This is a genomic window from Vibrio sp. 1874 (assembly GCF_033344395.1).
Lineage (GTDB): Bacteria > Pseudomonadota > Gammaproteobacteria > Enterobacterales > Vibrionaceae > Vibrio > Vibrio alginolyticus.
Map to the genome: position 1 here is coordinate 442747 of NZ_JAWPOR010000001.1, position 23966 is coordinate 466712.

Here is a 23966-nt window from a genome sequence, read left to right on the forward strand (position 1 = left end):
CTGTTTTAGCTTTTCTTCTACAACCGATAGGTTTTTCTTCGCGGCTTCAAAGTTAGGCTTTTCCTCTAGCAGTTTTTTATACAAATCAGCCGCATCTTCTAATTGACCATTTTGAGCGAGCGAGTTGGCGAGGTTATAGCGGCCGTTAAGGGAGGCATCATGAGAAAATGCTTCGATAGCGGCTTCGTAGTCACCTTTTTGATAACTGGCGGCTCCTTTCCAGCTTGGGTTTGTAAATAGGTTTTGCGCCTGTTCATACTCACCTTGCTTGTAGAGTTCCGCTCCTTGTTGGTCGGCATTTAAGAACGGATTAGCTTCTGCATGCGGTGTCCACGTTACTGGGACTACAGTCGCAACTACCATCCAAATCAGGCCGCGTCGAAACAGTAAAGCCGCAGGAAGAAGTAACAACGGCAGTAACCAAAAGCCACTGTTGAGACGAGAATCAGTTTTAACTTCTTCGCTTTGGGTCGCAGAAAGCTGGCTACCAATGTTATTGGTAAAGGCCGCGATGTTTTCAACATCACGGTTGGTGTGCTGAATAGGAACAAATAGGCCACCAGTCTTATTCGCTAGCGTTTGTAGATTTTTCAGATTTGTTTTCGCTACGACGGTAGTGCCTTGTGCAGTTTTTAGCAGAGAGCCATCGGGCAGCGCGATAGGCGCACCGTTAGGAGTCCCGACGGCAAGAACAGAAATGCGAAACTTTGTACCTTGGACTAAATCTAACGCGCGAGACAGCTCTGACGTATCAAGATCATCCGCTAACACGATGATATCGCCTTGTTGCGTGCCGGCTTGAGAAAACTGGTTGATCGCAAGTTCAATCGCGGCAGGCAGGTTTGCTCCTTGAAAAGGCATCAGCTCTGGTGACAAATTTTCGATAATGCCCGCAAGCGTGCTGGAATCAGTTGTCAGTGGACTTAAGTTATAGGCATCGCCAGCGTAAGCAATAAGTCCAGTGGCTCCCTCTTTCCATTTAGGCAGCAAATCGAGCGCCTTATAACGTGTTTGTGCTAACCGATTGGGTTTGATGTCTGTAGCAAACATAGAGCGAGACATATCAAGCACCAAGATTCGGTTTTGGTTTAACTCAAAGCTTGGTCGAGCATTGGACTGCCAGCTTGGCCCCGCTAATGAAATGCAAGTTATTGCCCAAGCTAAACCCCATAGAGTGAAGTAATGCTTAGACTGCGTGTTTTGTCCGAGCATCCGCGATAAGTGAGGGGCAATCAGTGTGGATTTTTGGGCTCTAAATTTGTGATTAAGCAAGAGTGCGATAGGGATCACGATGAGCCCCAAAAGCCAATAAGGATTGAGGAAAATAAACTCAGCCATGTTTTCTCCTTAACAGGAATAACAATACCGATAATACAAATGCAGCGCTTAATGGATATGGAAACCATTCAGACTGTGGGCGCCAAGTTTGTGTGTCGCTAGATACGGGTTCTAGCTGGTTGATGGTGTCATAAATATTTTCGAGCTCTTCTGTATCTCGCGCTCGAAAATATTGTCCACCTGTCACCTCTGCCACTTTAGTCAGTGTTTGTTCATCTAAATCGGCTGCGGTGTTGACTTTGCGAGTCATGAAAAACTCCTTCACCATCATTTCACCAGCGCCCACGCCCACGGTGTAAATAGTGGCGTTGTATTTTTTCGCAATTTCCGCTGCTTCTAGCGGCTCGAGAACCCCTGCAGTATTGCTGCCGTCACTAAGCAAAATCATGACTCGTTGCGGAGCATCACTGTCTACAAAGGTTTTTGTGCCTAAACCAATACCATCACCAATGGCGGTTCGTTGACCAACCAAGCCGATGACGGTTTGATTAATCTGCTGCATGACGGTTTTGCGGTCTGCAGTGAGTGGTGTTTGCAAATAAGCATGGTCGCCAAACAAAACAACTCCGAGACGGTCACCTTTTCTCTTTGCTACGAAATCAGACAGAACTTTTTTGACTGCTGTGAGGCGATCGATATATTCGCCGTTGAGTTCCATGTCTTCCTGCTGCATCGAACCGGACAGATCGACGACTAACATCAAGTCCCGATACTTGGGTTGGAATTCAACGGGATCGCCAAACCAAACTGGACGCGCACAAGCGACGACAAGAAGGCCCCAGATCGCGATTGAAAGTGCTTTTTGCAGCGCTTGCTTAGGCTTGCTGCGATTCTCATTGGTTGGTAAGTACGCCAATTTGATCTCGGCTTGTTGAGATTCTTGTGGCAGGAACTTGTATACCAGCCATGGGATGGGCAACAAAAACAGTGCCCACCACCAGACAAATTCAATGTTTAGCCATTGGGCAAGATCGGTTATGAGTGTTTGCTCAGTCACGGTTATTTGCCTTTTTCTTTGGTGGCAAAGCGTAGGTTATCCAAAAGACACAATCGTCTACCAAGCTTTGATGCTGCCCTTGGGAAGAATTCTGATACAACGCTTCTTGCCACTGATGTTGTTTGTCTACGAATCGACTTTCTTTGGTATGGCTATCGAGAAATTCATACCAAGCGATTCCGGTTAATGGTGCGATCTCTTCACGCGGAAAGTAACTCAATGCTGCCTGGCGCAATATTTCCAGAGCAGAAGAGGGGGTATGAGGCGCGGTAGGTTGAGTTAAAAGTGTTAATGCTGTCTTTTTTGCGCGTAAGTGTTTTTTACGCCATCTCACATAAAGACAAATGCCGAAAACGAAGAGCAAGGTGGCTGCAAGCACCACCCACCATCCCCAAGCGAGCGGAAACCAATCCGGTGCGTTTGGCAAAATCAAAGGTTCAAGGTTTAGGCTTTGGTTGTTTGTTGTCATTATTATTACTGCTTAATAAATACTGCTTGTCAGTTTGTTAGCTTAATTGTGAAATTAAGGGCCAGCCACTTGATAGCGTGTTAAATGGAATTGCTATTGAATGGCATTGCTGCTTAATGGTTTCTTGATGTTGGGTAAAGTGGCTTTCGAGTTCTCTTCGTTGTCCTTTAGAGCCAAAGTTAAACCATTGACTATGCTGCCCATCCGAAGCTTTCACTTGACCTCTAAAGTCTGTTTCGCCTCTTTCTAACGGATCATAAAACTGAACGGCCCTTACGCTATTGTGTTGTTTGAGTCGACGTAGTTGTGCCAGTTCCGTTGGTGTTACGTGGGCAAAGTCACTGAGCATAATCAATTCGCTGCCTTTTGGGGTGAGCGTATGAAGTGTCTCCAATACTTGTGTATACGGCAGTGTACGAGTGTCGTTGCTTGCAGTACGAGTTACTTGCGCATTATGTATGTCGACTATGGCGTTAAGAATCCGCAGCCCTTGTCTTTGTAAAGAAGAGGGGCGAAATTCAAGACATTGATGTCCGTCATCAATCACTGCGCCGATGCGATCTTTTTTAGCTAGAGTTAGCCAAATTAGAACACTGGCAAAGTGGGCCAATTGAACGGATTTGAGTACATACTTAGATCCAAAATGTAGACTAGAACTTAGATCAAGATAAAGAATGACCGCTTGCTCTTTATCTTCTGCAAACAACTTCGTATGTGCTTTACCGGTCCTAGCGGTGACTCGCCAATCAATGCTGCGAATATCGTCGCCAGGTTGATATTGGCGCACCTCCATAAAATCCATACCTCGCCCTTTTTGGCGACTGGTATGGTTACCACTCATCTGCGACCAGAGACTCTGTGCTGGTGGTAACCAACGTACAGATTGAGTGCGATATTGGAGCAGCTCTTCAAGGGTTAATGTCACCCCATTCGCATGAGGTGGTAATGAATGTGTAGCGGACATATCACTCACTCGTTTATGCACTGCCAACAAGGTTTAGCAGTTTATCGATGACCTGGTTTGCCGTAATGCCTTCAGCTTGAGCGTGGTAACTCAATAATAAACGGTGGCGCAGTACCGGATAAGCCATGGTTTGAACATCTTCCGGAGAGACAAAATCACGACCAGCAAGCCAAGCGTGCGCACGTGCACAGCGATCAAGAGCGATGGTAGCACGCGGACTCACACCCATTGACAACCACTTGTCCAACTCAGTGTCATATTTGTTGGCTTGACGTGTCGCCATAACTAAACGGACGATGTACTGCTCTATCGTTTCCGCCATATGAATATCCAACACCTCTTTACGTGCGGTGAATATATCTTGTTGGCTTAACATTGGGCGTTCAACCTTTGCTTCGCCTTTTGCTTCTCCGCGGTTAATACGCAAGATAGATAGCTCATGCTCCGCATCTGGGTATTCAACTTCTAAATGCAATAAAAAGCGGTCTAGCTGCGCTTCAGGAAGGGGGTAGGTCCCTTCTTGCTCTATCGGGTTTTGAGTTGCCATAACCAAAAACAACTCTGGCAGCGGGTAGGTATGACGACCTGCTGTGACTTGTTTCTCTGCCATTGCTTCAAGCATTGCCGCTTGTACTTTGGCTGGTGCACGGTTTATCTCATCCGCAAGAATAAGCGAGTTGAAGATAGGACCTGATTGGAAAGTGAATTCTCCGGTTTCGGGACGGAAGATATCGGTGCCGGTTAAATCGGCTGGCAGCAAATCAGGGGTGAACTGAATGCGGTGGAAGTCGCCTTCAACACAGTCTGAGAGTGATTTTACTGCACGGGTTTTTGCTAACCCAGGAGGGCCTTCAACTAAAATATGCCCATCTGCAAGAAGCGCAACAAGCAGTTGCTTTACCAGATCTTGCTGTCCGATGATCTGCGACTCTAAGTATTGCTGAAGAGTTTCGAAGTTAGATTTATGCATGCTTTGGACTCTCGGTATCCATGTGATTTTCGTGTTGAGTATTGGTCATTTTCCATGTGAAAAAAGTTCCAACGCTCTATTGCAATTTATCTTTTCAATATTGGGACGCTACAGAGAATTGCAAGTACGTGCTATCTCTGAAAGTGCTTATTTGACAGTGTGTTACATTTATTTTTCATAATATAATGAGAAATGCCTCTAGTTTTGTACATATGAGCCGATAAAGATTCCGTGGTGTGCGTGTCATGAGATATGCACCTGATTCCCCTTGTGGGGCCAATAACAAGTGATTCTTTTAAAAGGTCCGAATATGTTGAAACTTCATTCCTTGAGCATCAAACAGAAGGTTGTACTTGGCATTACGTTTGCTGTTCTAGCATCAACAATCATTGTTGGTGTTATGGCTCAGCGTCATGCGAGAGATGTATTGAGCCATCGTCTTATTGACATCGAGCTACCTGCGATGTTGCAGCAAATCAATACCGAAATTGACCGCGAAGTTGTCGAAATGCAACAAGCGGCAAAACAGCTGGCTACAAACGAATTTATTGTTGAAGCCCTATCTAATACAGACCGTGATCCGTCAGTAGAAGTTCAGTTGGTGCAGCAGCTCAATAATGTTAAATCACAGTATGGTCTTAATGATGCGTCGGTAGCGAATCGTCAAACGGCATATTACTGGAACCAAAACGGATTCTTACGTCAACTTAACCGAACGCAAGATGCTTGGTTCTTTGGATTTACGTCGTCTGGTCAAGAAACGTCCGTGAGTGTGTTCCAAGAGGCAAATGGCGAAGTGAAAATGTTTGCCAATTTCCAAGATCTTAATGGTACATCAATGTCAGGTCTCTCTAAATCTATGGGAGACATGGTTACTTTGCTCAACGGGTTTAAAATTGAAGATACGGGTTACGTGTTCCTCACTAATGAACAAGGCCAGATTCAAATACACCGTCAACAAGGTAAGAACCAAACTTCTATCACTAAACTATTTGGTAGTGACGCAAGTGCGCTGTTGAACAAAAATAGCTTCAACCTAATTAATGTGGAGTTTGAAGGGCAGGATACTTTTGTTTCTAGTTTGTATGTTCCTTCAATGAACTGGTTTGTTATTGGCGTGGTTCCCGTTGATGAAGTATTCGCAGACCTGAATGCGACAGCTAAAAAAATGCTGTTTACGACCATCATTGTTGCCGTTGTATTCATCCTCATGGGCGTATGGTTAGCAAACAGCATTACGAAACCAATCCGACTGATTGCCGATCGTTTTACCGACCTTGGGCAAGGTGAAGGCGATTTGGCGCAGCGTATTGAAATTAAGGGTAATGATGAAATTGCTCAGCTTTCAAAAGGCTTTAATGGATTTATTGAGAAGATTCATGCCACGATGAAAGAGGTTGCTTTAACCAGTGGCTCATTAAGTCAAGCGGCAGAAAGTGTGTCAACGAAAGCAACATCCACACACGACAACAGCCAAGAGCAGCGTGATCAAACCATTCAAGTAGTTGCAGCTATCAACCAAATGGGTGCGACCATCAGTGAAATTGCATCGAACGCTGCTACCGCTGCTGATACGGCAAATCAGGCTTCAGATAACACTCAAACTGGTCGAGAAGTTGTGATGAAAGCAAAAGAGGTGATCAGCCGCCTAGCCGATGATGTTGAAACAACCAATATTGTTGTGACGCAGTTGGCATCGACAACCAAAGATATTGGCTCGATTCTGGGTGTAATTCGTGACATATCTGAGCAAACGAATTTACTTGCGCTAAACGCTGCAATTGAGGCTGCTCGTGCTGGTGAGCAGGGACGTGGTTTTGCGGTTGTTGCTGATGAGGTAAGAAACCTAGCTTCACGCACGGCCGATTCTACAGAAGAGATTCAGCGCATGATCAATCAGCTTCAAAGTGACGCACAAGACGCGGTAAGTGCTATGGAAGCGGGCAAAGCGGTCACCATAGAAGGGGTTACTTCTACCGATGAAGCAGTCGAGGTATTAATCAGTATTTCTGAACGAATCACCGACATCTCTGATCGTAATACACAGGTTGCAACGGCGACGGAAGAGCAATCCACGGTGGTGCATACCATTAATCAAAATATCGAAGAAATCAACGCGATAAATGAAATGACAACCGCGACAGCAGAAGAGTTGGCGGATGCAAGTCGCGATCTTCAAGCGCTCTCTTCTCGTTTGGACAAGATGGTTGGTAGCTTCAAGTTATAGAGTTGGATAGAATAGGCGAAGTTTAAAAGTTCAATCATTAATTTTAGGTAAGTACTATGAATGACTTCGAAAAAGAACTAGAGCAAATTTCTCAAGAAACCGCTCAGGAGCCAGAAGTAAAACTGCCGTCGCTAGAAGAGCAAAAAGCGATCGTCGCTGAGCTGAAAAAGCTGGAAGCGGAAGGTAAGCTGACGCCAGAAGTGTTAGAACAACACTTTGGTAAGTTTAACCAAAAAAACGCAGTTCCAATCCACTAAGTTAGGTGGTGTTTTGCCTCTAACGTGCGTGATTAAATCACCTGCTCAAACACAAAAAGGGAGTTTATACTCCCTTTTTTAATGTCTGAAAAATGCTAATACCTCTCACATACTTGCCACTTAAAAATTATTGACACTTCAATGAGTTATTAATTAGTACTAGTGATTTTCATACTTGACAATACTACCGCTCTATCTAAATCTATTGCGTATTTCAATAAAAACGACCAAGGGAATGCGATCAGGATGGAGCAGCAAAAAAAAAGAAACGTTATTTTAATCACGGAGGGAAGTCTACAGTCATCTCTGTTGAAAGATGTATTGGAGACCAAACTCGGTATTAGTGTTGCTCTAATCACGCCAGATAATCTGATTCACGGAGTGTTACATGAATCTCTTGCATCAGCCATTATTGTTGATTGCAGCGTGATCACGGATGAAATTTTTCGCCGTTATGCGGAGTTTAAAGCGGCCAAGCAGAAAGACACGCTTGAAATCTTAATTAATTGTGAGCAATCCATATCGACAGAAGATCTCTTTGCTTGGCGTACTTTGGCCGGTATTTTCTATACCTCTGATGATATAAAAACGTTGCAAGTTGGTATTGGTAAGGTGCTTCAAGGAGATATGTGGTTCAGCCGTAAGTTTTCTCAGCAGTACATTACTTACCTTCGTCGACATTGCAAACCTATAAATAAGAATGTTTCCGCTATTCTGACCAAACGAGAGCAACAAATAATTACCTTTCTTTCCATGGGGGCGTCCAATCAACAAATCGCCGAACAATTATTTGTCAGCGAGAATACGGTAAAAACGCATTTACATAATATTTTCAAGAAGATTGATGTGAAAAATAGAGTTCAAGCACTTATTTGGGCAAAGGAAAATATTTCAGACAACTCGTTAATGGTGTAATGCTATTGCAATATTAGGTTGCCTAATTTAGTAAACTCTTAATAATTTCTGTGACCTGAATGTGTTAAAAGTGTTTCTTTTATGAGAAACACTTTTTTTGATTCTCTTTTTAATAACTTTAGAATTTAAAAAAGTAGCAAATAACTTTACTCTGTGAACTAGCACTTACATATCAAACTAAGTGCTGACGATTAACTACTAATTTAAGAATGTTAAGTCACTGAAAGTATGAGAAACATTATGGAACAGTATATGGAAAAGCCTGAAATCCTAATGCTCACTCAACAAAGTTTACAGAGTGAAAACTTTAAGGAAATGCTTTCTAAAAATACAGAAACTAAAATAACGATCATTGATACTAAGAACCCTAGCTATCATGAACTCATTCCGGAACGCTACTTTTTGCTTGTTGATTTTTCAGTTGAGATTCCTTCCGAAACTTTAGTTTATTTAAAAGATAGTAATAAAGTGCTAGGAACCATAATGCTTAATCTAGGTTATGACTTAGACACAGAAGAACTCGCTTCTTGGCCTCATGTAAAAGGTATATTTGGTCCAGGAGATTCAATGGACAAGGTTTGTCAGGGATTAAAAGCAATAATAAAAGGGGATAACTGGCTGTCTCGAAGATTACTTGATCAGCTAGTAAATTATTATCGAGGTAGAGAAGCAAATAACATTATCGAACCTGCTATTGAGGTTGAGCTTACTCGGCGTGAAGTTCAGGTTTTAAAAATGTTGAAAGAAGGTGGTTCAAATATGGAAATCGCTGATTCTTTATTTATCAGCGAGCATACTATTAAATCACATCTATACAATATTTTTAGAAAGTTAGAAGTAAAGAACCGTACGCAAGCTACAAGTTGGGCTAAGAGAAACCTGTAGTACTAGTATTAACTTGCTGTAATAAAAAGAAAATACTCTATAAAGTACTAAATTTTATATTTATTATTAAAATGTCAGTCTGAAATATCATCCCATATTCAAACTTATTCCTATTCAGTTGACTATTAGACTTCTCATGTCGTGACGAATCTAGTCAGACGTGGAACAGAAGGTCTATTCAATTAATAAGCTAAGAGGGAATAAAAATGAGCGCAAGTGACAATGACACTTATTTAGGCGATGCAGGTGTAAATAACCAATTTGCTGATTTCGATGGCGGCGATGATTTGTTTATCGGTTTTGGTGGTAATGACTCGTTTGTTGGCGGTGGCGGTAATGATTATGTGATCGGCGGCGACGGCGATGATCGCCTAACTGGTGGTGCAGGAGATGACATCCTTAGGGCTGGTACAGGAAACGACTACCTCGGCGGTGGTACCGGTAATGACTTGCTGTTGGGTTTGCTGGGCGACAATAAATTAAATGGTGGTGTCGGTGAAGATATTCTTGTTGCTGGTTCTGGTGACAACGTTTTAGTTGGCGGCAGCAATGGCGATAAGTTTGTGTTCACGGATAAGTTTGGTGGCCATGGCGAAGCCAAAGTTGTTGACTTCATCATTGGTGAAGACTCTTTGCACATCATTAGCGACTCTGTCACTGACTTTGGTGATTTAAGCTTTAGCTACGATGCAGTTGGGAATGCAGTGTTTACCGATGGGGCTGATCTAACAGTGAAACTTATTGGCGTGACTGAAACTGACATCAACACCTATGGTGCAGATCTGTTCGTAATCTAAACGACTGAAAATAACTCTGGATGGGAATTAGTTTGCGTGGCTCTGCCATGCTGAGGTGAACTAATCGGACACTCTAGAGCGATTTGAGGTTACCTTAAGCTAGGCGCTAGTATTTCTGGCGCCTACAATTTTCACGTTAAACGGAAGTAGTCGTGCAAAAAACGGTTTTCAAAGAAGTGAAACAAAAACTATGCACGCTTGCGGGCTTGCTGATCGTTTTTAGCCTTTTTATCAACTTATTGGTTCTCTCGATTCCGTTGTACATGCTTCAAGTGTACAACCGAGTGATATCCTCCTACTCAACCGATACTTTATTCTTGCTCACTGTCATCGTAATTGTCGCGCTGTTAACCATGTCCATCATCGACATTGCACGAGCACAAATGAGTAAATCTTTTGGTTATTGGATGGACACAAAACTCTCCGCTTTCATGCTCAAGCGCACGATTCAATATCAATCACATACCGGGAAGAGTTATACCTCGCAAACTCTGAGAGACATTCAGAACATCAAAAGCTTTTTGAGCAGTCAAGCACCTTATCCACTGTTGGATGCGCCCTGGACACCGCTGTTTATTTTATTTGTATATTTATTGCACCCGATACTAGGTCACATCGCGTTACTTGGATCTATCGTATTGTTTAGCCTAGGTCTACTTAATGAGCTAATGACGCGTAAAACAATGCAAGAGAGCGAAGTCAGAGCGATTTCTCATATCAACAACGCAGAATTAGCCACGCAAAACTCCAATTCAATTCTCGCAATGGGGATGATGAATGCATTTTTAGAGAAGTGGCAGTCGCGCGTGAGTGAAGTGAATGTGCTTGAAGAGCGAGTTGCAGGTAAGTCCATCTACATGGCTAACTTTTCTAAGTTTGTGCGTGGATCACTACAGATATTTTTACTGGGAGGTGGTGCATGGTTAGTTATCCAACATGAGATAACGGCAGGGGCGATGATCGCGAGCTCCATATTAATGAGTCGGGCATTATCGCCGATGGAGCAGGCGATAGGCACGTGGCGAAGTGCGATGTCTGCTAAAGGCGCCTATAAAAGGTTGAAAGAAATCGATGCGATCGTGCGCCAAGATGAATCAGATATGCCACTGCCTAAACCAAAAGGACACTATGAGCTTACCGGACTGGCCTATCGCCATCCTGGAGCAACCGAACCAGTGCTGTCATCGATCAACTTATCGATTCCTCCGGGTGTTGCTGTTGGGGTGATTGGCCCTTCTGGTACGGGTAAATCGACGTTTGCTCGGCTGTTATTAGGTACGGTTAAGCCATTAGCGGGTAAAGTGACTCTTGATGGAATGGAAGTCTCCGTATGGGCATCTGAAGATCGCGGCGTGCATTTTGGGTATCTCGCTCAAGAGGTGGAGTTATTTCCTGGCACAATTCGAGAGAACATCGCGCGCTTTAAAGAAGAAGACCCCGCTAAAGTCATCAAGGCGGCTCAACTAGCAGGATGTCATGAATTAATACTCAAGAAAAACAAAGGCTATGATTGCATTATTGGTGAAAATGGCCGTGGTTTATCTGGGGGGGAAAGGCAGAGAATCGCTCTTGCAAGAGCCGTTTATGGCGACCCACCTATTGTGATTTTCGATGAAGCGAATGCCAACCTCGATGGTGAGGGAGAGGCTGCGTATCAACGTTTGATTGCCCATTTAAAAGCACAGAGTACAACGATTATCGTCATTGCCCACAATCCGAGTACGTTACGACAAATGGATAGGCTGTTGTATTTGGCTGACGGCCGAGTCAAGTTATACGGCGCTAAAGATGAAGTATTAAAACGTTTGATGGGCGAAGAAAGAACAGATATCCCAAGGGTAAGAAATGAGCAATCAACTGCCAACCGTTAATCAGAGTTCTACCGAGATCGTATATCGTTTTAGCCCCAAAGCGAGACTAAGCTTTCGAAAACCAATTTTACTTGGTGTGGTGACCTTAAGTGTTTTTCTTGGAGGTCTTGGCTACTGGGCTGCAACAGCCAAATTAGAAAGTGCAGCGATTGCTTATGGTGATTTGTCAGTTCTCACTAAGCGACAAGAAATTCAGCATTTAGAAGGCGGTATTATTGAAAAGCTATATGTACAGGAGGGGGATTTAGTCGAAAAAGGTCAGTTATTAATTCAACTTTCTAAGCGTCAAGCTATGGCTAAGTTGGACTCGTTAAGTGGTCGTTTTATCCATACTCTAGCAAAGGAAAACCGTTTAAGTGCGGAGCTTGACGAGCTTCCAACGATTGTATGGTCTGATGATCTTGAAAGCATTCCCCGTGTCGATATCGTACAAGAAGCACAACTGGTTCAAAACAAGATCTTTGAAGCGAGAAAGCGATTCTTTGATAGTAAACTGAGTATCATTGAGCAGAGTATTTCTGGAGCAAATTTAGAGCTTGAAAACCTTCAGCAAACCAAAGTGATTGAGACGGAACGACTCAACTTTATTGCTGAAGAAATAGACAGCAACCAAGCCTTGGTGCAAAAAGGTTTCTCGGGAAAATCTACTTTACTTCAACTCAAGCGCTTAGCAGCGGAGGTGAGAAGTACCTTAAGCCAGTTAGACAGGCAATCGCTCACCGTTAGAAAAAGGTTAGATGAGAACCTAGCGCAAATTGAAGAGTTGAAGCTTGAAAGGCTGAATGAGATTGTCGAGGAACTACGAAATACCAAAACGGAAATTGTCGCAATTCGGGAAGAATATCGCTCCGCTCAAGATATTGTCGCAAGAACAACGATCAACGCACCTATTTCTGGTCGCGTAGTCAACATGCAAGTGTTTACCGAAAAAGGTGTGATTGGCTCGGGTGAAACGTTACTAGAGCTGGTCCCGCAAGACGATAAGTTGTTAGTCGAGGCTCGTGTTAATCCTCAGGATATTGATTTAGTGAATCCAGGCCAGCAAGCGCATGTTCGTCTGACCGCTCTGAATGCACGGACGTTGGCACCTTTAGACGGTACAGTGCTGACGATTTCTGCCGATAAGCTCTCGCAAGAAAACCAAGAAGATTTTTATCTCGCTAGAATTGCAATTTCACCGGAAGATGTGACAAAACATCGTTTAACCTCAGGTATGAATGCCGAAGTGCTTATTTTATCTGAGCCACGAACGCCATTGAGCTACCTAATAAAGCCAATTACAGAAAGCATGAATCGCGCCTTCAGAGAGGAGTAATTTCAAAAAGACTTGAGTGAGCACGGACAACAGACAAAATAATTTGTTATCGTTAGCTGTTACTGGGCCGTATTTTTATTCGAGGGAGCCGTGGAATGGAGAAAGTGCAGTTAGTTGTCGATTTTCTTCTCACTCATAAATTGATTTTTACCGCACTGATCTTTGCGATTATGTGGTTAATTCGTCGTGCAATTTTATCGATGATTCGTGGTGATCACGCTTTTCTCTCAGAAGATCAGCGTAGTTGGATGTCCAGAACTAAAAATGGCACCTTTGCTGTTACATTACTGATTTTATTTATTTTATGGCAATCAGAAATTAACGAGTTTGCTCTGAGTGTAACGGCGATTGCCGTTGCCATTGTAGTGGCATCCAAAGAAATCATTTTGTGTTTTACGGGTTCGATTCAAAGAGCAAGTTCACGTTCTTTTCGCGTTGGGGACTGGATTGAGGTCGGGAAGTTATGCGGTGAAGTGATTGAGCACAATATGATGGCGACGGTGATTCAAGAGATCGACCTGCATCATGGGCAATATCATTACACCGGCAAAACAGCGACATTGCCTAATAGTATGTTCTTTACCTATCCAGTAAAGAACCTCAACTTCATGAAGCGGTACGTTTACCACAACTTTTCTGTAGTGGTGAAAGACTTCGTCAATTTGTATCCACTGCTACCGATTTTAACTGATAAAATTGAAGAACATTGCAGTTACTTTGCTGATGTTGCACATCGTTACAATGCGATGATTGAAAAACATGCCGGTGTTGACCTTCCTGGTTCTGAGCCACATATGCATATTTCTAGTAACATTAATGGTGAACAAATTCTGCACGTGATGATTTTCTGCCCAACCGATAAAGCGAACCACTTAGAGCACTTAATTCGTAAGGACTTTATGGAACTTTATGAGCAACGTTTTCCTGTAGTGCGAGAAGAATAGAGCATCGTACTTCGCCTTTAATTTCAAACCCCGCTATCAAAATAGCGGGGTTTGTTTTTCTTAGCGTATTTTTAGGCTGTAACAATATTCCCAACTTAGCTGAATTTACTCTTCAGCATTAAAAATAGGAAGTAAGTGCTGCCTATAATAGCGACCAACGTGCCAGCTGCGACCTGACTTGGATAAATAGCGATTTGTCCTAGCCAATCTGCCCACAACATTAGGGTTGCGCCAATTAAGGCACCGACACACAGTTGCTCTTTCACTTTTCTTGCTCCTAACATCATCGCCATATGGGGAGCGACCAAGCCAACAAAAGATATTGGACCAACTGTAGCGGTAGAAAAGGCGCATAACAAAGCAACGATGGTGAGCATAAGCGTATTGGCTACGGTAGGGTTAAGCCCTCGTGCATTTGAGAATTGTCGCCCGATGGAAATTAGTGTTAGCCAACGAGAAATCGAGAATACAGCGGCAAGCAGAACTATTATGGCCAAACATAGCATCAGTGCGGTGTCGGCTGTGACTCGATAAATAGAACCAGTTAGCCACAATAAAATTTTGTAACTGTCACCTGAGCCTTGAGCTAGCGAAAATTGAACGAGGGCTTCTAATAGTGCCGTTAGTGCGATGCCGGACAACACGAAGTTAGATGGATTAAAATGGCTTCGTTTACCGATAACCAGCAATAACATCAATACGGACATACTTCCGAAAAAAGCGATACCCCAGCTAAATGCGGAGAGAAGCGACCCAGCGATGACTCCTGTCGTAATAATGGCAAACGTGGCTCCGGAAGACACACCGAGAATATCGGGACTTGCCAGAGGGTTGTAAACTATGCGTTGCAAAATGATTCCGGCAACGGATAGCGCAATACCGACAGAAAGTGCGGTTAACATGCGCGGCCAGCGCAATTGCCATTGGAACTCACCTGGCACAGACCATTGAATTCCGTTTATACCATGGGTAACGAATGAGTAAGCTAGAATCCCAACCAGACTGAATAGCGCAATGCTGCATACCGCGCGTTTAGAAAGCGCCGTTTTTCCTTGGCTCATTGAAAGGTTAAGTTGATCGGTTGCCGTCAGTTTTTTACGAGTAAACCAAATTAAAGCGGGAGCGCCAATAGCTGCAGCCGCTACGCCGCTAGGAATGGTTTCCTCTAACCATAAGCTCAGCGAGATAGCGGCAGAGTCTGTGATGATTAGTAGCATTGCGCCCAAAAGCATGCTGCTGATCAATTCGTCGCGCGGTGTTCTTGCCCCCATCGCTCTGGCAATATTGGGTGTCAGTAATCCGATGAAGCTGATAATACCAACTGCGGTGATGGAGGCAGATACCAGCCAAATACCCATCACCATTAACGCACCAAACGCGGGTAATACCGCTAAGCCTCGGGCTGCTGCGCCTTCTTGTCCTAGTTTCATTAAGGTCAGAATACGTGGTGCGACGATCAAAATTACGATTGCGATAGCGCAGCGAGGCAATAACCACTCAAACCAATCCCAGCTGTATTGAGAAAGGTCTCCGGCTCCCCACATAAAAATATTCTGTGCGAACTGGGCGTTTAAAATAATAATGGCTGTGGCGATAGAACCGAGCAAGATATTGATCACCATCCCCGAAACGACCAGCGGCAAACCTGTCATGTTACGCACACCGGCAATTGATACGATCAGGCCAAACGCCACTAAAGCCCCAACCATTGCGGCTAATGCAGAGTAATCGGCGACCCAATCGACGAACCAAATGTTTACCACGACTAATGCAAGCCAAGCACCAGAAGAGGTGCCAAGAGTCAACGGCGAGGTGAGGTTATTCTGCGTTAATTGCTGCATTAAGCTGCCGGTGAGACCAAGCATGGCACCAACAAGCAGGGTCATACTTAACCTAGGAAGCTGCGCTTGCGTAAAGAATACGTCACGAAACTCGGTTGCTACCTCTGGTTTTGTTAATAATTGCCATTGTTCGAAAAGTGATAAATTAGTATCAATTTGTAGGCTAAAGACGCTAAGTAATGTAATCAGCGCCAGATAACCAATATAATGTTTCGTTCTCATTGTTCTGGTGCCAACTCTATTAGACTGTCGGTAATCGCTTCAGCGGTGTATTGCAAAGACATGGCACCGCCATACGCCCACACTGCTCTGACTGAATTTACCCGCTGCTTTTTCACAAACGGCATCGCTTGCCAAAGTGGCGACTCTTTCAGTTTTCGTTCTCCTGGGAAAGGTTGTACGTAGAGAACGTAGCTGTTTTGAAGGCTCTGAAGCCGATTGATTCGATCTTGCTTTACTCCCCACGCACGTGGGTCCTCTTTAATTGGAGCCTGTAATCCCAGTTTTCTAACCACGTAGTCAGTGGTGGAGTTTTCGGTTGCAAGTAATACAGTATTCGGAGTTGAAAATCGCATCACAAGAACGCTGAGTGGAGCAGAGTAATAGTGGCGAATTCGCTGGCGCATCTGCGCAAATGAAGCATCTAATTCTGCCAATTTCTGTTCAGCAAGTGCCTCTTTATTGAATAGCTTGCCGAGCGTACGAAAGTGACGAATGGCCGTTTCAGCTGCGGCCTCATTTTCAGAAAAATTAGGTAAATAGATTACCGGAGCAATTTGTTTGAGTAACGGAATCAAGTCTTGCTGTGGAGACGCAGCAAGGATGACATCTGGTTTCAAACTGGCTATTTTTTCTAAGTTGGGTTCTGCTCGGGTCCCAATATCTTCAATTGACTCTGGTGCGGTTGGATTGACGACCCATTGGCGGTAGCCTGGTAAATTTGGGGCTGCGATTGGTTCTACGTTTAGCGCCAAAACTTGTTCTAAGATGTCCCAGTTTAAGGCAACAACGCGTTGAGGCGCTTGCTCAAAACTATGCTCACCATATTCATCGGTAACGGTGATGACTGCATGTGCATTGGTCATAAAAAATGCGAGGAGAAAAGCAGATTGTGTAACCACAGTAAGTAAACGAGCTATTATGCGCATACAACAGCCACCTTTTGGCTCGCTAATGTGTTAGCCGGGCTTGGGTGTTCAATCAGCTTAATTGGTGACTCATATAGTTTAGAAAGGCGTGCCTCGTCTAACAACATGTCGGCGTTGCCTTCAAAGGCAATCTTACCTTTTTTGAGCGCAACAATGTGGGTGGCGTAGCGCAGTGCTAAGTTCAGATCGTGCAGGATCACGATAATGCCTACATTCTCGGTTCGATTCAGTTCTGCCAGCAGCGCCATTAGTTGAAACTGATGGTGAACATCGAGCGCCGAGGTTGGCTCATCGAGAATTAAAATTGGCGATTGTTGAGCCAGTAGCATAGACACCCAAGCGCGTTGGCGCTCGCCGCCCGATAAGTCATCCGCCAAAGCTTGAGCAAAAGGTGTAACTCCTGTTCGTTCCATAGCCTGCGTGATGATCTGTTTGTCTTCGGTTTTCCAACGACCAAGTGCCCCACGCCACGGAAAGCGACCTAAGCGCACTAGCTCTTCTACCGTTAAACCAGCCGAAGAGGGCAGCTTTTGTGGCAAATAGGCGATCTGTTTTGCCAACTCTTTGGTTTTAAGTGATGAAAGGGAAGTATCGTTTAGTGTTACCGTGCCTTTATCTGGCGACATTTGACCAGAAAGCAGGTTCACCAGTGTCGACTTACCTGAACCGTTATGGCCTAAAACGACCGTTAGCTCATTTGTTGGGATGTTAAGTTGTTCGATGCCGAGGATCTGACGTCCACCTCGCACGATCTCAATATTAGACAGTTGAAACATGGATGGCTCTTAGGAGAAAACTCCCCTCAATAGAGGGGAGTAGAAGTACAATTACCAGCGGTAGTTTGCGTTTAGCATAACAGAGCGAGACTGGCCGTAGTAACACCAGTAATCGCAACCTGAAACAAACTCTTTATCTAGGATGTTGTTCACGTTTAGCTGTGCTTGCCACTGTGAAGTGATGTCGTAAGTGACTGACGCATCCCAAAGAGTGACTGAAGGAACCGTTAGGTTCGAGCTCTTAGGGTTATCTTTTGACTCACCTACGTAGCGCACACCAGTACCGATATTGAGGCCTGGAATCAGGCTGTAGGCGCTGTAGTCTACCCATGCAGAAGCTTGGTGCTCAGGAATAAGTGCGGCTTGTTTTTTACCTTGGCCAAAGCTCTCATCTGTTTTCGCTTTAGTGTAGGTGTAGCTTGCCATCAGTTTTAGATCGTCGGTTAGCTGCGCCGTGCTTTCTAGCTCAACACCTTGAGATGTCACTTCACCTGTTTGTGTCGCAATCCATGTTGATGGGTTTGTGACCAATGCATTCTTTTGCGTGATGTCGAACCATGCAAGGTTGATAAAGCCATCCATAAAGCTTGGCTCATACTTCACCCCCACTTCTACTTGCTCGCCTTCCAGCGGTTTGTAAAGTTCATTGGTTGCCGTATCAATAGTGCTGATCACTTCAAACGACTGAGAGTAGTTTGCGTAAGGTGACAGGCCATTGTTTGCAAGGTACATCACACCCGCACTTAGAGATAGCTGACCATCATCACGAGATTCACTTTGATCAACGGTAGCGCCTTTGCCAGAGTTTTCTGTTTTCACCCAGTCGTAACGAGCACCGATGTTACCAATCCACTGTTCATGCAGTTTCAATTGGTATTGTGAATAGAGACTTGCTTGAGATTTCTCAATCTCACGTTTCACGTTGTCGGCAGGATCAAGAGGGGTGAAGTTGCCGTAAACTGGGTTCCACGGGTTGATAGTGCCAAATGCATAGTTGTCTTGCTCGTCGCCATCGGTTTTGTGGAATTGCAGATCCATACCGATAAGCACTGTGTGCTCTGCGTTGTCTGTCATCCAGTTGCCGACAGCATTGTTATCGAACGTGATGCTCTGGCTTTTTCCGTCACGGAATACGATGCCTTGCGTTAATTCTTCTTTCGCTGGATCGTTGTTTGAGAACGCGTAAGAGCTGCGCAAGTACAACTCATTCGAACCGTAGTTGAGGTTTTGCGAGAGTGACCACGTGTCATTGATGTCGTGCTCTAGTAAGTAACCCAGAGAAAACTGCGTGCGTTCGTATTTATCGTAGTTTGGCTGACCAAGGTTAGTCGAAGGATCGATTTTGCCAAAGTTAGAACCAATCAGAGTACCTGCTGCTGGGAAGAATGGGTTAGTTGGTACACCGTCATCACGAAGGTAAGTTGCCAAAACGGTCAGCATTGTACGGTCAGAAATGTCGAACTCGACACTTGGCGCTAGGTAGAAACGCTCGTTGTTTGTGCCGTCCAGTTCACCATCTTGGCTTGTCATCAAGCCAACCAAACGATAGCGCACAGTGCCTGCGTCGTTTGCTTCGTCAGCAATGTCAAAACCTACGGACTGGTGTTGGTTGTTGCCAACTTCGACTTTTACTTCGCCTTGAGGCGTAAACGTTGGTTTTTTCTGCACCGCATTCACGATACCGCCTGGTGCCGATTCACCAAACAGAATAGCCGATGGGCCTTTAACCACTTCTACACTTTCTAGGCCGTAAGGTTCGACCAACCATGTGTAGTAACCATCGCGGAATAGACGGTTGCCGTTTAGGTAAGTCGCTGCATCAAATCCACGAACTTTGAACCAATCAGTGTCGTTGTCTGCGCCATAAGGCTGAGCGGTTACACCAGATGTGTAGCGTAATGCTTCATCTAGTTTTTTCGGTGCACGAACACGAAGTTCATCTTCAGAAATGATAGATACGCTGCGCGGCGTTTCTGCTGCCGGGGTTTCTACTTTAAGTGCTTGCGCGGTGACCGTTATGGTCTCCATGGCAATCACGTCATCTTGTACGACGTCTTCTTGAGCTTGTGCTGTGAATGCAACCACTGCTGTAGGTGCTAAAGCACAAACCAACGCGTTGCGGATAGCGATGGTCAGTGAGTTATTCTTTTGCATAAATCTATTCCCGATAATTATGATTAACGCTAAGCTTAATTGTAATTATTATCATTTGAGCTTTTGTTTCGGTATTTTACTGACTTTTGTATCAAAAGATAGTAAAACGTTCGCAAATTCATTCGCGGTACCTAAAGTCATTGTTATGTTCAATTGGTTTGAAAAACTGACCCAACCCTTTCCCCAGATGGAAACCGAAAAGCCACCGAAGGCGCTATTTGGCTTTTGTCGTTTTTACACTCGTGGCTTTGAAGCCCCTTTACTCGTTATGGCTGTGTTCAGTGCGCTTATTGCCATTACTGAGGTGACGCTGTTGCGTTATATGGGCGAGCTCGTCGATATTCTCTCTAATCAAGAACGCGCAACATTCTGGCAAGACCAGGGTGATCGCATGCTAATGATGCTGTTCTTAGTGGCGGTTGTGATGCCAGCTCTCGGTTTTGTCCACTCAATGGTGATGCACCAAACGTTATTGGGTAACTACCCGATGTCTATCCGTTGGTTGATTCACCGTTACTTGCTAAAACAAGCGGTTGGATTTTTCCAGCGTGACTTTGCAGGCCGAGTTGCGACCAAAGTGATGCAAAGTGCGTTAGCGGTACGAGAAACGGTCATGAAGCTGGTGGATGTACTGGTTTATATCAGCGTTTATTTTCTTTCGATGCTCTGGATGATGGGCGAAGCCGATGGTTTGCTAATGTTACCTATTGTGATTTGGATAGGAATGTACGCGGTTATCCAGTTCTACTTTATCCCTAAAATGAAACAAGTAGCGACAGAGCAAGCGGATGCTCGTTCTGTAATGACTGGGCGCATTGTCGATTCTTACACCAACATATCTACCGTAAAGCTATTCGCACACTCGCAACGAGAGTTGGAATACGCAGAAAGCAGCATGAAGCAATTTTTGGTGACGGTTTACCGCCAAATGCGCATGGTGACTTGTTTACTGTTTAGTGTGGATGCCATCAACTATTTGCTGCTGATGTCTATTAGTGCCATTTCGGTTTATCTATGGCTAGATCACGCTGTAACAATTGGTGCTATTGCGATTGCCATCAGTATTGCGTTGCGCGTACAAGGTATGTCGAAGTGGATCATGTGGGAAGTTAGCGCACTGTTTGAAAACATCGGTACAGTAGTAGACGGTATTAATACGATTTCAAACGATGTTGAAGTGAAAGACGTACCAAATGCTAAGCCTTTGCAAATCTCTCAAGGTGAGATCTGCTTTGATCACGTAGGTTTTAACTACAGTGATGAGAAGGCAGTATTTGAGAACTTGAATCTGACTATCAAACCGGGCGAAAAAGTCGGCATTGTCGGTCGCTCTGGGGCAGGTAAATCCACGTTGGTCAACTTGTTGCTGCGCTTTTACGACGTAAATAGCGGTAAGATTTGTATTGATGGACAGGACATTTCTCAAGTTGAACAAGAGTCGCTTCGCCAACACATCGGTATGATCACGCAAGACACCTCTTTGCTACATCGCTCAATTAAAGAGAACATTCTTTACGGTGATCCAGATGCTTCAATGGATGCCGTTATCGCAGCTGCTGAGAAAGCACATGCTCATGATTTCATTCAATCTCTACGAGACGAGCAAGGTAACGTTGGCTATGACGTTGAAGTGGGTGAACGCGGTGTGAAGCTGTCTGGTGGTCAGCGTCAACGTGTGGCGATTGCTCGCGTTCTGCTGAAAAACGCGCCAATTTTGATCATGGATGAAGCAACGTCTGCACTTGATTCAGAAGTAGAATCGGCAATTCAAGAAAACCTTGAAGTTCTGATGGAAGGAAAAACAGTGATTGCGATTGCTCACCGTTTATCAACGATTGCCGCGATGGATCGTTTGATTGTAATGGATGACGGCAAAATCATTGAGCAAGGCTCGCATTACGAGCTGCTGCAATTGGGTGGTGTTTACGCTCAGTTGTGGAAGCATCAAACCGGCGGATTTTTGTCTGAGCAAGGTGATGCTCAGCTGCAAGTCATCTAATATGACGCTACACGAAAGAGGAGCAAATGCTCCTCTTTTTTGTGTCTGTCGTTTATACCGAGTAAGTAGGCGTTAATGGGCAACGTTAACTTGTGATTATTCATTAAGTTAGGCCAACTTAATGATGATTATGTTTATAACTCACTGTCGTTATTGAATTTTTTACGCTTTTTTTACGCGAACTCCGAATGGGCTTTTGCTAAAGTTTTCTACATCGAATTTTGGTTGATGTATTTTATGTTTGTTCAATGGCGAGATAACACCTTTCTCTTTTCTACTACCGTGATTGTTGGCGCGGTTGTCGTCTCATGGTTGTTAGACCAACTGTTTGGCTCTACGGCTGCCGTCCTGCTGATTTTACAGTTAGCGGTCGTGGTAGTGGCGTTTCAATGCAACTCGCGATTCGCTTATGCGGCGGCGGTGATCGAAGCGCTGAGCTTCAACTTCTTTTTTACGACACCTCGTTACTCTTTGCAGATGTTTCGTCCGGAAGACATTTTTAATTTAGTCGTGTTTATGGTGGTGGCATTTATCACCAGCACCTTTGCGGATCTTTATCGTCGCCAGCAGGGCGAGTTAAAACAAACCAAGCTGCAAAACAGCATCCTGCTATCGGTGTCCCATGACTTACGCACGCCGCTGGCAACCATTATTGGAACATTGACCACACTCAACGAGTACATGCCCAAGCTCAATGACTTAGAGCGTAAAGAATTGCTCGACAGTGCGACTTCAGAAAGCCATCGCTTGCATCAATATATCGAGAACCTCTTACAGGCGACTAAGCTCCAGCACGGCACATTAAAAATTACCAAAAAAGATGAGTTGATTGCAGATATTGTTCGGGATGCGGTTTCTCGTTTGCCAAATTACACCGAGAAAGTGTCCATGAATATGGATGATTCCGTTGATTATTTGTCAGTAAGTCGTTCGCTCATCGAGCAAGCGATTTTTAATGTGTTGGATAATGCCATGCGATTTTCACCAGAGAATGAATCTGTCGAGGTTTCACTTTCTAAGCAGGGTTCGTCGTGCGTGATTGATGTTCGGGACATGGGGATTGGCATCAAAGCTGAAGATGCGGAAAAAATATTCAGCCTTTTCTATTCCGACGCGAACAACAAATCGGCCGATTCAGGCACCGGAATGGGACTCGCGGTTGCCAAAGGCATCATCATCGCACACCAAGGAGAGATTCAATCTATGCCAGTATCAGAAGGGACGCTGATCCGCATTCGACTTCCACTCAATCCAGGAGCAGAGCAGGCGTGAGTTACAAAGTTTTAGTCGTGGACGATGAGCCTCGCATTCATACCTTTATTCGAATTTCGCTGTCTGCTGAAGGGTTTGATTACATTGGCGCGAGTACCATTGCAGAAGCCAAAGCGTGTTTCGAAGCGCATTCGCCGCACGTCATTCTGCTAGATTTAGGCTTGCCCGACGGCGATGGGAAGGAGTTTCTCACTACGCTTCGTCAGACGTATAAAACGCCAGTGCTAGTGCTGACGGCTCGCGATCAAGAAGAGGAAAAAATCCGCCTTTTAGAAGCGGGCGCGAATGATTACTTGAGCAAGCCTTTTGGCGTAAAAGAGCTCATCGCGCGCATCAAAGTGCTGGTTCGAGATTTGGTGGATGAGCAAACCGTCGCTGATGAGCTGGTGGCTGGCCGAGTCAAAATCATCAAAAGTACTCACCAATTTTGGTTGGATCAGAGGGAAATTCCACTCACCAAGAAAGAGTTTTCTTTCATTGAACAGTTGATTCTCAAGCCGGGAAAACTCATTGAGCAAACTCATTTGCTAGCGGTGATTTGGGGAAAAAGTCATGTCGAAGATACTCACTACTTACGTGTGTTAGTGAGTCAACTACGCAAAAAACTGAACGATAGTGCTGACGAACAGCGGCTATTAAAAACCGAGCCGGGGTTGGGTTATCGTTTAGTGCTAGAGGCGTCCAAGCACCACTAAATTCCAAATTTAATCAACGTTAATGCCAAGGTTTAGTGCTGGTTATCGGCACTCGAACAGGATTCGTGTTGCCTATTTTCCGTGACGGAAAATCAGTCTAACCCTTAACGCATTAGCATTTTCTATACATAA

The 23966-nt window shown here is 44.5% G+C and carries 20 protein-coding genes; 11 read left to right on the forward strand and 9 right to left on the reverse strand.

The window, feature by feature from the left end; translation table 11 throughout:
* The 5 genes from R8N46_RS02000 to R8N46_RS02020 form a co-directional block, all read right to left on the reverse strand.
* Window positions 1–1338 (reverse strand): VWA domain-containing protein (locus tag R8N46_RS02000; protein WP_318075655.1); only part of this gene is annotated, 1338 nt, incomplete at its 3' end.
* A complete protein-coding gene (locus R8N46_RS02005; protein ID WP_213972114.1) occupies window positions 1331–2335 on the reverse strand; it encodes a vWA domain-containing protein in 1005 nt (334 codons plus the stop codon). The genes R8N46_RS02005 and R8N46_RS02000, both read right to left, overlap by 8 nt.
* Window positions 2328–2804 carry a DUF4381 domain-containing protein gene (locus R8N46_RS02010; protein WP_054574933.1) on the reverse strand — a complete coding sequence of 159 codons (477 nt, stop codon included), beginning with the start codon at window positions 2802–2804 and terminating at the stop codon, window positions 2328–2330. Before R8N46_RS02010 ends, R8N46_RS02005 begins: the two co-directional genes overlap by 8 nt.
* A 37-nt stretch (window positions 2805–2841) precedes the next feature.
* Window positions 2842–3768, reverse strand: coding sequence for a DUF58 domain-containing protein (locus R8N46_RS02015; RefSeq protein ID WP_064354905.1), 927 nt, complete (start codon window positions 3766–3768; stop codon window positions 2842–2844).
* Window positions 3769–3781: 13 nt separating this feature from the next.
* Entirely contained in the window at window positions 3782–4738 is a 957-nt protein-coding gene (locus R8N46_RS02020; RefSeq protein WP_017635415.1) for an AAA family ATPase, read from the reverse strand.
* A 310-nt stretch (window positions 4739–5048) separates the two neighbouring features.
* Between R8N46_RS02020 and R8N46_RS02025 the strand changes: the two genes are divergently transcribed.
* From R8N46_RS02025 to R8N46_RS02060, 8 genes are all read left to right on the forward strand, one after another.
* Complete coding sequence (locus tag R8N46_RS02025; RefSeq protein WP_025768546.1) at window positions 5049–6965, forward strand: methyl-accepting chemotaxis protein; 1917 nt, start codon at window positions 5049–5051, stop codon at window positions 6963–6965.
* Between the two features lie 56 nt (window positions 6966–7021).
* The gene (locus tag R8N46_RS02030; RefSeq protein ID WP_005375165.1) at window positions 7022–7222 is read left to right on the forward strand and encodes a restriction endonuclease subunit S; all 201 of its coding nucleotides are present in this window, start codon (window positions 7022–7024) and stop codon (window positions 7220–7222) included.
* A 246-nt stretch (window positions 7223–7468) separates the two neighbouring features.
* On the forward strand, window positions 7469–8137 hold the full coding sequence (locus R8N46_RS02035) for a LuxR C-terminal-related transcriptional regulator (RefSeq protein WP_005375166.1): 669 nt from the start codon (window positions 7469–7471) through the stop codon (window positions 8135–8137).
* A 228-nt stretch (window positions 8138–8365) separates the two neighbouring features.
* A complete protein-coding gene (locus R8N46_RS02040; RefSeq protein WP_005383910.1) occupies window positions 8366–9022 on the forward strand; it encodes a LuxR C-terminal-related transcriptional regulator in 657 nt (218 codons plus the stop codon).
* A gap of 206 nt (window positions 9023–9228) precedes the next feature.
* The gene (locus R8N46_RS02045) at window positions 9229–9819 is read left to right on the forward strand and encodes a calcium-binding protein (RefSeq protein WP_033906739.1); all 591 of its coding nucleotides are present in this window, start codon (window positions 9229–9231) and stop codon (window positions 9817–9819) included.
* Between the two features lie 152 nt (window positions 9820–9971).
* Complete coding sequence (locus tag R8N46_RS02050; protein WP_033906740.1) at window positions 9972–11690, forward strand: type I secretion system permease/ATPase; 1719 nt, start codon at window positions 9972–9974, stop codon at window positions 11688–11690.
* Entirely contained in the window at window positions 11665–13005 is a 1341-nt protein-coding gene (locus tag R8N46_RS02055) for an HlyD family type I secretion periplasmic adaptor subunit (protein WP_005383906.1), read from the forward strand. The genes R8N46_RS02050 and R8N46_RS02055 overlap by 26 nt, the downstream gene beginning before the upstream one ends.
* A 95-nt stretch (window positions 13006–13100) precedes the next feature.
* On the forward strand, window positions 13101–13949 hold the full coding sequence (locus R8N46_RS02060; RefSeq protein ID WP_005375171.1) for a mechanosensitive ion channel family protein: 849 nt from the start codon (window positions 13101–13103) through the stop codon (window positions 13947–13949).
* A gap of 95 nt (window positions 13950–14044) precedes the next feature.
* On the opposite strand, the gene fhuB is transcribed toward R8N46_RS02060, so the two are convergent.
* Genes fhuB through R8N46_RS02080 form a run of 4 tightly spaced genes read right to left on the reverse strand, consistent with a single transcriptional unit; the run spans window position 14045 to window position 19868 of the window.
* Complete coding sequence (fhuB, locus tag R8N46_RS02065; RefSeq protein ID WP_115386784.1) at window positions 14045–16012, reverse strand: Fe(3+)-hydroxamate ABC transporter permease FhuB; 1968 nt, start codon at window positions 16010–16012, stop codon at window positions 14045–14047.
* Window positions 16009–16938 carry an iron-siderophore ABC transporter substrate-binding protein gene (locus R8N46_RS02070; protein ID WP_170897555.1) on the reverse strand — a complete coding sequence of 310 codons (930 nt, stop codon included), beginning with the start codon at window positions 16936–16938 and terminating at the stop codon, window positions 16009–16011. Before R8N46_RS02070 ends, fhuB begins: the two co-directional genes overlap by 4 nt.
* The gene (locus R8N46_RS02075) at window positions 16929–17714 is read right to left on the reverse strand and encodes an ABC transporter ATP-binding protein (protein WP_005375174.1); all 786 of its coding nucleotides are present in this window, start codon (window positions 17712–17714) and stop codon (window positions 16929–16931) included. The genes R8N46_RS02070 and R8N46_RS02075 overlap by 10 nt, the downstream gene beginning before the upstream one ends.
* Window positions 17715–17765: 51 nt before the next feature.
* The gene (locus R8N46_RS02080; protein ID WP_115386782.1) at window positions 17766–19868 is read right to left on the reverse strand and encodes a TonB-dependent siderophore receptor; all 2103 of its coding nucleotides are present in this window, start codon (window positions 19866–19868) and stop codon (window positions 17766–17768) included.
* Between the two features lie 145 nt (window positions 19869–20013).
* Here R8N46_RS02080 and R8N46_RS02085 point away from each other — a divergent pair, with 145 nt between their 5' ends.
* The 3 genes from R8N46_RS02085 to R8N46_RS02095 all read left to right on the forward strand — a co-directional run bounded on the left by R8N46_RS02085 (window position 20014) and on the right by R8N46_RS02095 (window position 23834).
* A complete protein-coding gene (locus R8N46_RS02085; protein WP_213972115.1) occupies window positions 20014–21867 on the forward strand; it encodes an ABC transporter ATP-binding protein in 1854 nt (617 codons plus the stop codon).
* A 237-nt stretch (window positions 21868–22104) separates the two neighbouring features.
* Complete coding sequence (locus tag R8N46_RS02090) at window positions 22105–23139, forward strand: DUF4118 domain-containing protein (protein ID WP_025768539.1); 1035 nt, start codon at window positions 22105–22107, stop codon at window positions 23137–23139.
* Window positions 23136–23834, forward strand: a complete 699-nt coding sequence (locus R8N46_RS02095; protein WP_017821850.1) for a response regulator transcription factor — start codon at window positions 23136–23138, stop codon at window positions 23832–23834. Before R8N46_RS02090 ends, R8N46_RS02095 begins: the two co-directional genes overlap by 4 nt.
* Window positions 23835–23966 lie beyond the last annotated feature (132 nt).